This window comes from Gordonia tangerina (genome assembly GCF_021556435.1).
Taxonomy (GTDB): domain Bacteria; phylum Actinomycetota; class Actinomycetes; order Mycobacteriales; family Mycobacteriaceae; genus Gordonia; species Gordonia tangerina.
In genome coordinates this window covers 172,867-187,091 of record NZ_JAKGCU010000005.1, presented here as the reverse complement: position 1 = coordinate 187,091, position 14,225 = coordinate 172,867, and the positions used below count along the sequence as shown (strand labels likewise).

Sequence of the window (14,225 nt, the reverse complement as noted above, 5' to 3'; positions counted from 1 at the left end):
CGGCGCTCGCCGGCGCTCGGCTGCGGAGGTGAGACGATGAGCAGCGGACCGATCGCCCCCGTCGGCGACCTGCCGGAGATGCTGCGGCGAGTGCACATGGTCGGGATCGGCGGCGCCGGGATGAGTGGGCTCGCCCGAATCCTGCTGGCCCGCGGCGGTCGGGTGTCGGGATCGGACGCGAAGAACAGCCGCGGCATCCTCGCCCTGCGCACCCGGGGCGCCCGGATCCAGGTCGGCCACGATCCGTCGGCGCTTGATCAGCTGCCCGGCGGGCCCACCGCCGTGGTCACCACCCACGCCGCGATCCCGAAGACGAATCCGGAGCTGGTCGCGGCGCGCTCACGCGGCATCCCCATCCTGCTGCGTCCGCACGTCCTCGCGCAGCTGATGGCCGGTTACCGCACGGTGTTGATCGCGGGCACCCACGGCAAGACCTCGACCACCTCGATCGCTGTGGTGGCCCTGCAGCATTGCGGTCAGGACCCGTCGTTCGCGGTGGGCGGCGAGCTGAACGAGTCAGGCACCAACGCCCACCACGGCAGCGGCCCGATCTTCGTCGCGGAGGCCGACGAGAGTGACGGATCCCTGCTCGAGTACGAACCCGATGTTGCGGTGGTCACCAACATCGAGGCGGATCATCTCGACTTCTTCGGGACCCGGGAAGCCTATGTGCAGGTTTTCGATGCCTTCGCCGAGCGGATTCGGCCGGGTGGGTCGCTGGTGGTGTGCCTTGACGACGAGGGCGCAGCGGCCTTCGCGGGACGATGTGCCGATGGGCTTGCCGAACGCGGCGTCGCCGTCCTCGGCTATGGCGAGGGTCGTCACGCCGCACTCGCGCCGTCGGTGTCGAATGTCGCCGAGCTGGTGTCCTGGTCGCCGCGCGGTGCCGGCGGACTGGCCCGGGTGCGGTTCGGTGCGCCGGTGGCAGAGCCCACCGCCGAACGCGATATGCAGTTGACGGTGCCCGGTAAGCACATGGCGCTCAACTGCATCGGTGCCGCCGTCGCCTGTCGGGTGACCGGCAGTGCGCTGTCGTCGGTCATCGACGGGGTGGCGGCGTTCAGTGGGGTGCATCGGCGCTTCGAGTTGCGTGGCCGCGCCGGCGGCGTCGAGGTGTACGACGACTACGCGCATCACCCGACGGAGGTACGGGCCGTGCTCACCGCGGCACGACAGGCCGTCGAGAGCAGAGCCGCCGAGGCGGTCGAAGCGCCGGGTGGCGACGACGGTGGCCGGGTGATCGCGGTCTTTCAGCCCCATCTCTACTCGCGCACAAGTGAGTTTGCCGACGAGTTCGCGGCGGCCCTCGACCTCGCCGACGAGGTGGTGATCGCCGATGTGTACGGGGCCCGGGAAGAACCGATCCCCGGTGTGAGCGGCGCGACGATCGCCGATCGGGTGCACCGACCGGCGTTCTTCGTGCCGGATCTCTCGACGTTGGCGCAGCTCGTCGTCGATCGGGTCAAACCTGGCGACGTCGTGCTGACACTCGGCGCCGGCGACATCACCATGCAGGGGCCCGAGATCCTTGCCGAACTGCGCCGCGCTCCCGGCGCCGAGGCACAGATGCCGCCGACCGTGAGCGGACCGGCACCTGCTGACGCCGCGGGATCCCCACCGTGACCACCCCCGGGGCACGCACCGGGCGTACTCTTCCTCGCCCACGATTGCTGCTGGGCACCTTGGCGGTCATCGTGGTGGTGGTGGGGCTCGGGCTCATCGCCTACTACACCCCGCTGATGGCCGTCCGCTCGACGGATGTCCGAGACAACCAGGCGGTGCCGGCAGATCAGATCGTGGGTGCCGCCGACGTGGCCGACGGGACTCCGCTGCTGCAGGTCGACACCGCGGCTGTCGCGCAGCGCATCGCGGCGATCCCGTCCATCGAGTCGGTGCGGGTGCAGCGCAGCTACCCGTCGTCGTTGACCATCACCGTGGTGGAGCGTCAGCCGGTGGTCAAGGTGACCGATGGGCAGAAGGTCCACGTGCTCGACCGGTCCGGGGTCGGTTACCTGACCTACGACAGCACGACCGGTGTGCCACCTGAGGTGAACGCTTTGCCCGAGTTCTCCACACCCAACCCGGGTCCCAGCGACCCCACCACGGTGGCCACACTGCGTGCGGTCCATGAACTCCCGGAATCCATCTCCGGTCAACTCGTCGCGGTCACGGCGTCGTCGCCGGTCGACATCCAGTTCACGTTGAAGGGTGACAAGACCGTCGTGTGGGGGGACAGCGAACGCGGCGCGGAGAAGGCCCGCACCCTCACCGCCATCCTCACGCGCCCCGCTTCCACGTACAACGTCTCGAGTCCGGAGTTTCCCGCGTTCAAGTGATTCCGTGGCGCGGCGCATCCGAATCACTGGGTTGAGCAAAAAATGCCGGTCAAGTTCGCGACACGCCGCGCGCTTGCTGGCGGCCCGGCCATCGGATGCCTAGCGTCATCCCCAACATCCAACTACTTGACATAACTCTAAATCTATGGTTCAGGTTTAGGGTTTCGGATCGAACGAGGAAGGCGGGCACATGACGCCACCGCACAACTACCTGGCCGTGATCAAGGTCGTCGGCATCGGCGGCGGCGGCGTCAATGCCGTCAACCGAATGATCGAGCAGGGGCTGAAAGGTGTTGAGTTCATTGCGATCAACACCGACGCGCAGGCCCTGCTGATGAGTGACGCCGACGTCAAGCTCGACGTCGGACGTGACTCGACCCGCGGTCTCGGCGCGGGTGCCGATCCCGAGGTCGGACGCCGTGCCGCCGAGGACGCCCGCGACGAGATCGAGGAACTCCTCAAGGGCGCGGACATGGTCTTCGTGACCGCGGGGGAGGGCGGTGGCACCGGCACCGGTGGTGCGCCGGTGGTCGCGTCCATCGCTCGCAAACTCGGCGCCCTCACCGTGGGCGTGGTCACCCGGCCGTTCTCCTTCGAGGGCAAGCGTCGTGGCGGCCAGGCCGAAGCGGGCATCACTGCCCTGCGGGAGTCCTGTGACACCCTGATCGTGATCCCCAACGATCGGCTGCTGCAGCTCGGTGACGCGCAGGTCAGCCTGATGGACGCGTTCCGCAGCGCAGACGAGGTACTGCTCAACGGTGTTCAGGGCATCACAGATCTGATCACCACCCCCGGTCTGATCAACGTCGACTTCGCCGACGTCAAGGGCGTGATGAGTGACGCCGGCAGCGCGTTGATGGGTATCGGGTCGTCCCGTGGTGAGGACCGGGCGAAGAAGGCCGCCGAGGCGGCCATCAACTCGCCGCTGCTCGAGGCGTCGATGGAAGGTGCTCGCGGAGTGCTCATCTCGATCGCCGGTGGCAGTGACCTCGGACTGTTCGAGATCCACAACGCCGCCACGCAGGTGCAGGAGGCGGCCCACGAGGACGCCAACATCATCTTCGGCACGGTCATCGACGACAACCTCGGCGACGAGGTCCGCGTCACGGTGATCGCGGCCGGATTCGACGGCGGCGCACCGCGCAAGCGCACCGACGTCCCGGCAGCGGCAGGCAAGTCGACGGTCGGGTCCGGTCAGGCCGGGTCCGTGGCGTCCCCGTCGAAGGACAACGACCCGCTGTTCGGCAAGATGCCGACCGGGTCGGGGGATCCGTTCACCGAGGAGCAGCCCGAGCGGCCGCGCCGCAACAACGTCACCCTCGACGATGACGACGTCGACGTGCCGTCGTTCATGAAGCGCTGAGCCGCGCTGTGCGGGTACGCCGAGTGGTCACCAGTCGCTCCGGCGGCGTCTCGGTGGCGCCCTACGATTCGTTCAACCTGGGCGACCACGTGGGGGATGATCCGAAGTCAGTCGCGAACAATCGCGCTCGGCTGGCCGAGCAGATCGGTCTGGCACCGGGGCGGATCGTCTGGATGGAGCAGATCCACAGCCGCAACGTCACGGTCGTCACCGGGCCGGTCGACGAACCGGTCCCGGCCACCGATGCGCTCGTCACCACGGAGCCGGGGCTGGCGCTGGCGGTGCTGTCGGCCGACTGCGTCCCGGTGCTGCTCTCCGATGACGAGGCAGGCGTGATCGCGGGAATCCATGCCGGACGGGTCGGCGCCCGAGTAGGGATCGTGCCCGCGACGCTGCGCGAGATGATTCGGCTCGGTGCTCGCCCGGAACGGATGGGGGCACTGCTCGGACCGGCCGCCAGCGGGCGGCACTACGAGGTGCCGGCCCCTATGCAGCGAGATGTCGAAGAGCATCTCCCGGGCAGTGCATGTGTCACCGAGAAGGGGACCAGTGGACTGGACTTGCGCGCCGGATTGCGACGGCAGTTGCTCGCGGCCGGAGTTGCCGCAGTGGCTGCCGATCCGCGTTGCACGATCGAGGACCCCGAGCTCTTCAGTCACCGGCGGGGCGCCCCGACGGGCCGGTTGGCGTCGGTGATCTGGATCGATCCGGTCGCGCCCGGGAACGGCGATGACCCCACCTGAGTCAGACGCGCGGCGAGCGGAGCTGGCGCGCGGGTACACGGCCGTTCGCGAGCGACTCGATGCCGCGGTCGCGGCCGCCGGACGCAGTCCCGGTGACGTGCAATTGCTGGTGGTCACGAAGTTCTTCCCGGCTGCAGATGTCCGCCACCTGATCGGCCTCGGGGTGCGGACCTTCGGCGAGTCGCGCGAGCCCGAGGCGGGCCGCAAGATCGCCGAACTCCGGCAGGCCGACGCGACCGACGCCGCGGTGGCGGCCGCCGAGTTCGACATGATCGGCAGTGTTCAGTCGAAGAAAGCGAAATCCGTTGCGCGGTGGGCGCGAACGGTGCACTCGGTCGATCGCGCAAAGGTCGTCGACGCCCTGTCGTCTGGGGTCCAGGAGGCCTGCGACACCGGTTCGCGCAGCGCGGACCTCGGCATCCTGCTCCAGGTCAGTCTCGATGGTGATCCGCACCGCGGCGGGGTCACGGTGGAGGAGCTGCCGGAGCTGGCCGAACACGTCCGGGGCGCTCATGGACTGACCCTGCAGGGGCTGATGGTGATCGCGCCGGTGGACGGTGCAGCGCAGCGATGGATGGCCCGCGCGCAGGAGATCCACGCCGCGTTCGTGTCCGACCATCCCGACGCCCGGGAGCTCTCTGCCGGCATGTCGGGTGACCTCGAGGAAGCGGTGGCGCACGGATCGACATGCGTGCGTGTCGGTACCGCGATCATGGGGCCGCGGCCGTTAGTCTCTCAGTAATCACATTGGTCACACGAGAACCAACGAAACCAAGATCAACAACTGCACCACTGCACTGCTCCCCGGCAGCGTTGGACGACAGAGAGGCCAGCTATGACCACGATGCAGAAGTTCAAGGCATATTTCGGCATGGTGCCTCCGGGTGACTACGAAGACGACTACCTGGAGGAGCCGGGTGGTCCTGTTCGCGGTGGACGTTCCTATCGGGACGAGTACTACGGTGACGCGAGCTATCGCGAACCCGGCTTCCGCGACGGTCCCCGCGACGCCGACTTTGCCTACGTCGACGACCGACGCTTTCCCGGGGAGTTCGAACCACAGGGCTTCGCGCCTGCCGGCTACGACCCCAACGGCTATGACGCGGGTTTCGAGCCGGTCCCGGAGTACGCCTATGCCGGGGGGCGGCACGGAGGCGAGCCGGTCGATCGGATGCGGGCTCCGCATCGACTCGAACCGTTGCAGCGATCGGGGATGCGCACCGCCGGGGTCGCGCGTTCGGCCGCGGGTTCAGATCAGCGCGCCGAGCTCGAGCGGGTCTTCGCCGACGGGCCCCTGCACAAGATCACCACGCTGCGGCCCTCGGACTACGGTGAGGCCCGCACGATCGGTGAGCGGTTCCGCGATGGCAACCCGGTGATCATGGATCTCGTCGACATGAGCAACGACGACGCCAAGCGGCTCGTCGACTTCGCCGCCGGATTGGCGTTCGCGCTTCGGGGTTCCTTCGACAAGGTGGCCACCAAAGTGTTCCTGCTCTCGCCCGCCGACGTCGACGTCTCGCCGGAGGATCGACGCAAGATTGCCGAGACCGGCTTCTACAACCACTCCTGATCCGCGCTCGCACTCGCGCACCACAAGCGCTCCGACGCCGGTCAGCGGGGGGCTGCGGCGCGGGTGCGACATATCAGGCAACCTTGAGTCGTGACGATTCTGTTCCAGGTTCTGTACTACGTCCTGTTCATCTACTGGCTGCTGCTGCTCGCGCGACTCGTCGTGGAGCTGGTCCGGTCGTTTGCGCGTGAATGGCGACCCACCGGTGTGGCGGTGGTGGTCATCGAGATCGTGTTCACCGCGACCGACCCGCCGATCCGTGCGCTGCGTCGCGTGTTGCCGCCCATCCCGCTGGGGCCCGTGCGCCTGGATCTGTCCCTGATGATCGTGATGATCGTGGTGCTCATCGCGATGCAGGTGGTCAGTTCGCTCAGTCGCAGTTCGGCCTCGGCTCTGGTCGGGCTCGGGTGAGTTCTGCACTCCGCTTGGCGCTCGCTGACTCATCGTTTCCGACACGCCAACCGTGACCACTTCGTGACCATCGGCCCGCAGTGGTTTACCGTTGAGTGTCATCGTCGAGTGACCGTTCGATTGCGAGACAGTATCGATCGTCTGCTACGAACGGTTCTCGTGTGACAGGATTTGACGCCAGTTACCCAGTGGACTGGTATGAATAAACAGTGACAGCCTGTAGCAAAGACTGTGCAGACCCATGACTCTCGATGTGGAGAGCGGCGAGTGTCGAACACTGGCTGAGACGGTCGTCGAGCGGGTGATGCTGCCAACTGAATACGGGCTTGATCCGGCCTACCAAATACAGACAGTTCGACTGACAAATGAGGGGAACCGACATGCGGCTGACACCAGCTGATGTGCACAACGTCGCGTTCAGCAAACCGCCTATCGGTAAACGCGGCTACAACGAGGATGAAGTTGATCAGTTCCTCGACTTTGTCGAGGCCGAACTGGCGCGACTCATCGAGGAGAACGGCGACCTGAAGCAGCGCGTCGAGGAGCTCGAAGGCGACCTCGCCGACGCACGGTCGGGCGCACCCGCCGCCAAGTCGGCCGCCGCGCCGTCGGCCGAGGAGCGGACCCAGGTGTTCGCCTCGGCCCCGGTCGCCGAGGCGCCGGCCCCTGCGGCCGCACCGCAGCCCGAGTTCAGCGACGACGATGCGAACGTGCGCGCGGCGCGGGTGTTGGCCTTGGCCCAGGACACCGCGGACCGGTTGACCTCGACGTCTCGTCAAGAGGCGGATTCGCTGGTCGCTGACGCGCGTTCGCGTGCCGACGCCATGGTGTCGGAGGCGCAGTCCAAGGCAGACGCCCTGTTGTCGGATGCCCGACAGCGGTCGGAGGCCATCCTCGCCGACTCGCAGACCCGCTCGGAGGCCCAGGTCCGCCAGGCCCAGGAGCGGGCCGACGCGCTGCAGAGCGACGCCGAGCGCAAGCACAGCGAGATCATGGGCACGATCAATCAGCAGCGCACCGTGCTCGAGGGTCGGATCGAGCAGCTGAAGACCTTCGAACGCGAGTACCGCACTCGTCTCAAGACCTACCTGGAGTCCCAGCTGGAGGAACTGCAGCAGCGCGGTAGCGCCGCTCCGGTCGAGGGTGGCCGGTCCGATTCGTTCTCATCAGATCCCGGCAACGGTGGTTTCACCAGCTACTCCCCGAGCTGATCCGGGACCAGCGGGAGGTTTCTGGTGTTGACACTGGCCCTCGCGGCGACGCTCGTGGGGTTCGTGTTGCTGGTGTTGGGCCTGATCACCGGCACCGTATGGCTGGCGATCTCATGCATCGTGGTTTGTCTGGCGGGCCTCGGCTTCCTGATCGCAGATGTGGTCGGGGCCGGGCGCCGCGGCGACGACGAGCCCACACTGGCCGACTTCGTCGACTCTGATCAGGCCGAAGGGCAGACGCCGGACGGCGAGTCGGGTGACCGGGGCACCCCGGCCGATCGTCGCATCGACGACGAGCCGGTCGCCCGGCCGCATTCGTCGGTGCCCCAGTCGCCGACACCCGAGTCACCGGTGCCCCAGTCACCGACACCCCCGTCACCGACACCCCAGGCACCGATACCGCCGTCGCAGTACGGGTCAGCCGCAGCGCCGACCCCGCAGAGTCCGGTCCCGCCGCCGGGTCCGCCGGGAGTCGGCCGCCACGGGCGGGCGCCGCAGTCGCCGACACAAGCCGGGGTCGGTCGAGACGGTGGTTATGACGACTATCTGAGGTCGGTGGGCGGTTATCCCGCGCCGCAGCCTGCACCCGGGACCCACGGTGCACCCACCGGTGGTGCCGGCCGTCACGACGACGACGTCACGGAGTCCTTCCCGTCCTCGCGATCGCCTTCCTCGCCATCGTCTTCTTCGCCATCCCCGTCCGCGTCGTCCACGTCGCCGACTCACGGCCAGGAATCCGATGCGTCGGACGAGCCACGGGAGCAGCGCCGGGCACGGTTCGATCCGTTGGATCCCAACTGGCGCCCGCCGCTCGACTGACCGCGGTCGGGTCCACGCCGCCGTCACCTCGGCGTTCGGCCCCGCCGGACGCACCAGCGATTCGTCGTGCGCGGCCGGTGACGGCTACACTCGTTGCTGCGTGGATCCGGCCATCACCGGGGAGCACTCGGAAGAACGGGACCGACACCGCAGCGTGGCAGGTTCTCAGTAGAACCGGGCGGGAGCGGCCCGTGACAGCCGTGGGCTCGCGCCGCATCGCGGGCCGGTGAGTGGCGGTGAACGGCTCAGAGGGCGTTCACCGCAAGCGGGGTGGTACCGCGCGGATCGGATGATCGTCGAATCAGCCGGTGAGCGTCCCCGTGCCAGAGCAGTTGCGCACATGCCAGGCACGAGGAGAAGCATCATGGCCGACACCGTCCGACCCGAGGCCCCGCAGGTGGATACGTTCGCCGACGCCCGCGTCTATCCCGTCGTCGACATGACCGCCGGCGGCGGTCGCAGCGCTCCGTCCTTCCCGGACGTCGAGCAGCATGTTCTGGCCTACTGGGCCGGCGACGACACCTTCGCCGCTTCCATCGAGAACCGGGCCGACGCCGAGGAGTTCGTCTTCTACGACGGCCCGCCGTTCGCCAACGGCCTGCCGCACTACGGGCATCTGCTCACCGGTTACGTCAAGGATCTGGTACCGCGGTACCAGACGATGCGCGGCAAGCGCGTGGAGCGTCGCTTCGGTTGGGACACCCACGGTCTGCCCGCCGAACTCGAGGCGGAGCGTCAGCTCGGCATCACCGACAAGTCGCAGATCGAGTCGATGGGCATGGAGAAGTTCAACGACTATTGCCGTGACTCGGTGCTGCGCTACACCGGTGAGTGGCGCGACTACGTCACCCGCCAGGCCCGGTGGGTGGACTTCGACAACGACTACAAGACGCTCGATCTTGACTTCATGGAGTCGGTCATGTGGGCGTTCAAACGTCTCCACGACAAGGGTCTGGTCTACCAGGGTTATCGGGTGCTGCCCTACAGCTGGTACGAGCAGACGCCACTGAGCAACCAGGAGTCCAAGCTCGACGACGCCTACCGGATGCGTCAGGACCCGGCCGTCACCGTGCGGATGCCGCTCGTCGGCACCGATGCCCACCCCGAACTCGACGGCGTCAACGCACTGATCTGGACCACCACGCCGTGGACGCTGCCGTCCAACCTGGCGATCGCGGTCAACCCGGATGTCGAGTACGTACACGTCCGTGCGGCCGACGGCCAGGAGTACCTGCTCGCGAAGGCGCTGCTGGCCGGCTATGCCAAGGAGATCGTCGAGCCCGAGATCCTCGGCAGCTACGGCGGCGCGGATCTGGAGGGAATGTCCTACCTGCCGCCATTCGACTTCTTCGTCGGTCATCCCAACGCGCACCGGGTGCTGCTCGGTGACTACGTGACCACCGACAGCGGCACCGGCGTCGTCCACCTCGCGCCGGCGTTCGGCGAGGAGGACATGGACCTCGCGATGGCCAACGGCATCGAGGTCGTGCAGCCGCTGGATCCGGGCGGCCGGTTCACCGCGCAGGTGCCGCCCTATGAGGGCCAGATGGTGTTCGACGCCAATCCGGCGATCATCAAGGACCTGAAGGCGATCGGGAAGATCCTGCGTCACGAGACCATCGAGCACTCCTATCCGCACTCGTGGCGGTCGGGAAAGCCGTTGATCTACATGGCGGTTCCGTCGTGGTTCGTCGCGGTCACCCCGATCAAGGACCGGATGCTCGAGCTGAACAAGCAGATCACCTGGTCGCCGGAGCACATCCGCGACGGCCAGTTCGGCAAGTGGCTCGAGGGTGCCCGTGACTGGAACATCAGCCGGAACCGCTTCTGGGGCGCGCCGATCCCGGTGTGGATCTCCGACGACCCGGAGCACCCGCGTACTGACGTCTACGGTTCCCTCGACGAGCTCGAACGTGACTTCGGCGTCCGGCCGGACAATCTGCACCGGCCCTACATCGACGAGCTGACGCGTCCCAATCCCGATGACCCGACCGGCAATTCCACCATGCGCCGGGTGCCGGAGGTGTTCGACTGCTGGTTCGAGTCGGGATCGATGCCGTTCGCGCAGGTGCACTATCCGTTCGAGAACGCCGACTGGTTCGACGGCAACAGCGACTCGGGCGATGTGCCGCACAACCCGGGCGACTTCATCGTCGAGTACAACGGGCAGAGTCGCGGCTGGTTCTACAACCTGCACGTGCTGGCCACCGCACTGTTCGACCGGCCGGCGTTCAAGAGCGTCATCGCCCACGGGATCGTGCTCGGCGACGACGGCCAGAAGATGTCGAAGTCCAAGCGGAACTACCCCGACGTCAACGAGGTGTTCGATCGCGACGGCTCCGATGCCATGCGCTGGTTCCTGATGGCATCGCCGGTGCTGCGTGGTGGCAACCTCGTGGTCACCGAACGCGGTATCCGGGAAGGAGTTCGCCAGGCGCTACTGCCGTTGTGGAACGCCTACAGCTTCCTGCAGCTCTACGCCGAGCGACCCGCGACGTGGCGGACGGACTCCACCCACGTCCTCGACCGCTACATCCTGGCCAAGCTCGCGGTCACCCGGGACACGATGACCGAGGCACTCGACACCTTCGACATCGCCGGTGCCTGCGAGGCGTTCCGGGAGTTCGTCGAGTCGTTGACCAACTGGTACGTACGCCGCTCCCGGGCTCGGTTCTGGGCCGGGCAGGACGACGATCCGGACGCGTTCGACACCCTCTACACGGTGCTGGAGGTGGCCGCTCGCCTGGCCGCTCCGCTGCTACCGCTGGCCACCGAGGCGATCTGGCGCGGTCTGACCGGTGGCCGGTCGGTGCACCTGACGGACTGGCCCGCGGCCGACGACCTGCCCGCGGACACCGCATTGGTAGCGGCCATGGATGAGGTGCAGGAGGTCTGCTCGGTCGCATCCAGCGTGCGCAAGGCCAACAAACTGCGAGTGCGGTTGCCGCTACCGGGTCTGACCGTCGCGTCGCCGACGGCCGAACAGCTCACGCCGTATCGGGACCTGATCGCCGACGAGATGAACGTGAAGTCGGTGTCACTGGCCACGGACGCGGATGACTACGGGCGCTACGAGATCGCGGTCAACGCGCGTGCGGCCGGACCGCGCCTGGGCAAGGATGTCCAGGCCGCCATCAAGGCCGTCAAGAGCGGGGATTGGACAGTCGGTGCAGGAGCCGACGGAAGCGAGGTCGTCATCGCCGGCGGTATAGAACTACACGACGGTGAATACACCCGCCGCCTGGTCGCCGTGGAGCCGGACTCGACCGCGGAACTGCCCGGCGGCCGCGGCCTGGTCGTCCTCGACACGGCCGTCACCCCGGAACTCGAGGCCGAGGGTTGGGCCAAGGACCGCATCCGCGAACTGCAGGACGCCAGGCGCACTCTCGGTCTCGACGTCTCCGATCGGATCGGCGTCCGGCTCGTGGTGCCGGCGAACCGCGCCGACTGGGCACGGACGCACGCCGATCTGATCGCCGGTGAGATTCTCGCGGTCTCCTTCGACGTCGTGGACGCGGAAGCCGGTGCGGCGGGTGGCGTCGAACTCGGCGACGGGGTCACCGCAGACGTGGCGAAGATGGCGCGCGCCTGAGTGTGATCTGAGTCACTCTCTGTCACGTCCCGCGGGCGTACGGTGTCTCAGAGGTTGTCCACCTTTTTCGAGAGGAGCAACCCATGAAGACCACTCGACGCCCGCGGGTCGTCGTCCTCGGCGGAGGCTACGCCGGGACCATGGCCGCCAACCGGATCGCCGGCGCAGGTACCGAACCGGCACCCGACGTGGTGCTGGTCAACCCGCGCCCACGTTTCGTCCACCGCATCCGGCTCCATCAATGGGCCACCGGAACCGGGGAGGCCGAGCACGATTTCGACCAGGTACTCGGTCCCGACGTGCGTCTGGTCGTCGACTCCGCCGCCCGCATCGACGTGGCCGGCGGCCGGGTCGAGCTTGCCGGCGGTGACACGCTCGACTACGACCATCTGGTCTACGCCGTCGGCTCGACCGCGTTGTCCGCGAACACGATTCCGGGTGCGGCCGAACACGGCTATCCGATCGGCGAATGGGAGGCCGCCGAGCGACTGCGTGCCCGGCTGGCCGAGGTCGACGAGGACGCGTCGATCACCGTCATCGGCGGCGGGCTCACCGGGATCGAGATGGCCGCCGAGCTCGCCGACGCCGGACGGTCGGTTCGTCTGGTGTGCCGCGGCGTGCTCGCCCCGTCGTTCGGTAACCGTTCGCGACGCATCGCCCGGCGGCGGTTGACCAAGCTCGGCGTGGAGATCCTGGAAAACCACCGGGTGCACAGCATCGGTGCCGACACGGTGACGGTGTCCGCCGGCGAGTCGACCGCGATCCTGCCGAGTACGACGACGGTCGTGGCCACCGGGTTCGGGATTCCCGACCTCGCCGCGAAGAGCGGTCTGACCACCGACGCGATCGGGAGACTCGTCACCGACGAGACCCTCACCAGCATCGACGATCCACGTATCGTCGGCGCGGGCGATTCCGTCGCGCCGTCGGGGCAACCGTTCCGGATGAGCTGCCAGGCGGCCAATCAGCTCGGTCCGCACGCCGGCGACACCGTCCGCGCCAGACTGGCCGGCACGCAACCGAAGCCGGTGGCACTCGCGTTCCTCGGGCAGTGCACCTCACTGGGCCGGCACGCCGCCGTCGTCCAGCCGACGCGACGTGACGACAGCCCGCTCGAGACCGCGATCACCGGCCGTACCGCCGCTGCGATCAAGGAACTCGTGTGCCGTGGCGTCATCCTGAGCCTGCGCCTGGAAGGGCGTCATCCGGGTGTCACGCCGTCGTTCGGCCGGCCACGCGAACTCGTCGAGCCACCGCGCCTGGAGGCGACCGGATGACGGCCGGTACCGACGCGCACGTCGAACGGTTCACCGAACTGCGGCCACTGCTGTTCACCGTCGCTTACGAGATCCTCGGTTCGGCCACCGACGCCGACGACGTGCTGCAGGAGAGTTATCTGCGGTGGGCCGACGTCGATCTCGACGCCGTCGCCGACAGCAAGGCGTATCTCGCCAAGGTGGTCACCCGCCAGGCACTCAACATATTGCGCACGTCCGTGCGCAGGCGCGAGGAGTACGTCGGGCCGTGGCTGCCCGAACCGATCCTGCTCGACGAGCGCGACGCCTCCGAGGATGTCGTTCTCGCGGAATCGGTCTCGACGGCGATGCTGGTCGTGCTGGAGAGCCTGGGGCCCGACGAGCGCGCCGTCTTCGTGCTCCGGGAGGTCTTCGGGTTCGCCCACGACGAGATCGCCGACATGGTCGGCAAGTCCGTGTCGGCGGTGCGCCAGACGGCGCACCGCGCCCGGGCGCATGTGCACGCCCGCCGGCATCGCTTCGAGCCGGTCGACTCGGCGCGTACCGCCGAGGTGACCGAGGCCTTTCTGGCGGCCGCGTCGTCCGGCGATGTCGAGCAGCTGATGACCCTGCTGTCGCCGGATGTGGTCTTCACCGCCGATTCGGGCGGAAAGGCCACGGCGGTGCGGCGGCCGGTCAAGGGCGCGCTCGCGGTGGCGCGGTTGCTGTCGGGCTTCAACCGGGTCGGGTCGATACATCCCGACTTCCGGCTCGAAGCCGGGATCTTCAACAGCCTGCCCGGCCTGCGGATCTACTTCGACGGCCGTCTGCAGGGCGTGTTCGTACTGGACTTCGCGGACGGGGTGGTGCACGACATCTTCGCCGTCCGGAATCCGGAGAAGCTGACCGGGATCGAGACGGAGCGACCGATCGCCCGCTGAG

The 14,225-nt window shown here is 67.8% G+C and carries 12 protein-coding genes; all 12 read left to right on the top strand.

All coding sequences use genetic code 11. The annotated features are described in order from the left end of the window. Positions 1 to 36 precede the first annotated feature (36 nt). The 12 genes from murC to sigJ all read left to right on the top strand — a co-directional run bounded on the left by murC (position 37) and on the right by sigJ (position 14,224). Positions 37 to 1,623: a UDP-N-acetylmuramate--L-alanine ligase gene (gene murC, locus L1892_RS08800; protein ID WP_235723212.1), complete on the top strand. Its 1,587-nt coding sequence runs from the start codon at positions 37 to 39 to the stop codon at positions 1,621 to 1,623. Continuing rightward, entirely contained in the window at positions 1,620 to 2,336 is a 717-nt protein-coding gene (locus tag L1892_RS08795) for a cell division protein FtsQ/DivIB (RefSeq protein ID WP_235723211.1), read from the top strand. Before murC ends, L1892_RS08795 begins: the two co-directional genes overlap by 4 nt. Positions 2,337 to 2,526: 190 nt before the next feature. Next, a complete protein-coding gene (gene ftsZ / locus L1892_RS08790) occupies positions 2,527 to 3,699 on the top strand; it encodes a cell division protein FtsZ (protein WP_235723210.1) in 1,173 nt (390 codons plus the stop codon). Positions 3,700 to 3,707: 8 nt separating this feature from the next. Then, positions 3,708 to 4,442 (top strand): peptidoglycan editing factor PgeF, encoded by a 735-nt coding sequence (gene pgeF, locus L1892_RS08785; protein ID WP_235723209.1) that lies wholly within the window; start codon positions 3,708 to 3,710, stop codon positions 4,440 to 4,442. Continuing rightward, positions 4,429 to 5,184, top strand: coding sequence for a YggS family pyridoxal phosphate-dependent enzyme (locus tag L1892_RS08780; protein WP_235723208.1), 756 nt, complete (start codon positions 4,429 to 4,431; stop codon positions 5,182 to 5,184). The genes pgeF and L1892_RS08780 overlap by 14 nt, the downstream gene beginning before the upstream one ends. 93 nt (positions 5,185 to 5,277) lie before the next feature. After that, positions 5,278 to 6,015, top strand: a complete 738-nt coding sequence (locus tag L1892_RS08775) for a cell division protein SepF (protein ID WP_235723207.1) — start codon at positions 5,278 to 5,280, stop codon at positions 6,013 to 6,015. 90 nt (positions 6,016 to 6,105) lie between these two features. Further along, entirely contained in the window at positions 6,106 to 6,426 is a 321-nt protein-coding gene (locus L1892_RS08770) for a YggT family protein (RefSeq protein ID WP_235723206.1), read from the top strand. 380 nt (positions 6,427 to 6,806) lie between these two features. Beyond that, a complete protein-coding gene (gene wag31, locus L1892_RS08765; protein ID WP_235723205.1) occupies positions 6,807 to 7,637 on the top strand; it encodes a DivIVA-like cell division protein Wag31 in 831 nt (276 codons plus the stop codon). 24 nt (positions 7,638 to 7,661) lie between these two features. After that, on the top strand, positions 7,662 to 8,456 hold the full coding sequence (locus L1892_RS08760; RefSeq protein ID WP_235723204.1) for a hypothetical protein: 795 nt from the start codon (positions 7,662 to 7,664) through the stop codon (positions 8,454 to 8,456). A 364-nt stretch (positions 8,457 to 8,820) separates the two neighbouring features. Beyond that, positions 8,821 to 12,048 carry an isoleucine--tRNA ligase gene (gene ileS, locus L1892_RS08755; RefSeq protein ID WP_235723203.1) on the top strand — a complete coding sequence of 1,076 codons (3,228 nt, stop codon included), beginning with the start codon at positions 8,821 to 8,823 and terminating at the stop codon, positions 12,046 to 12,048. A gap of 83 nt (positions 12,049 to 12,131) precedes the next feature. Then, positions 12,132 to 13,325, top strand: a complete 1,194-nt coding sequence (locus tag L1892_RS08750; RefSeq protein WP_235723202.1) for an NAD(P)/FAD-dependent oxidoreductase — start codon at positions 12,132 to 12,134, stop codon at positions 13,323 to 13,325. Continuing rightward, the gene (sigJ, locus tag L1892_RS08745; RefSeq protein WP_235723201.1) at positions 13,322 to 14,224 is read left to right on the top strand and encodes an RNA polymerase sigma factor SigJ; all 903 of its coding nucleotides are present in this window, start codon (positions 13,322 to 13,324) and stop codon (positions 14,222 to 14,224) included. Before L1892_RS08750 ends, sigJ begins: the two co-directional genes overlap by 4 nt. Position 14,225: the final 1 nt, after the last annotated feature.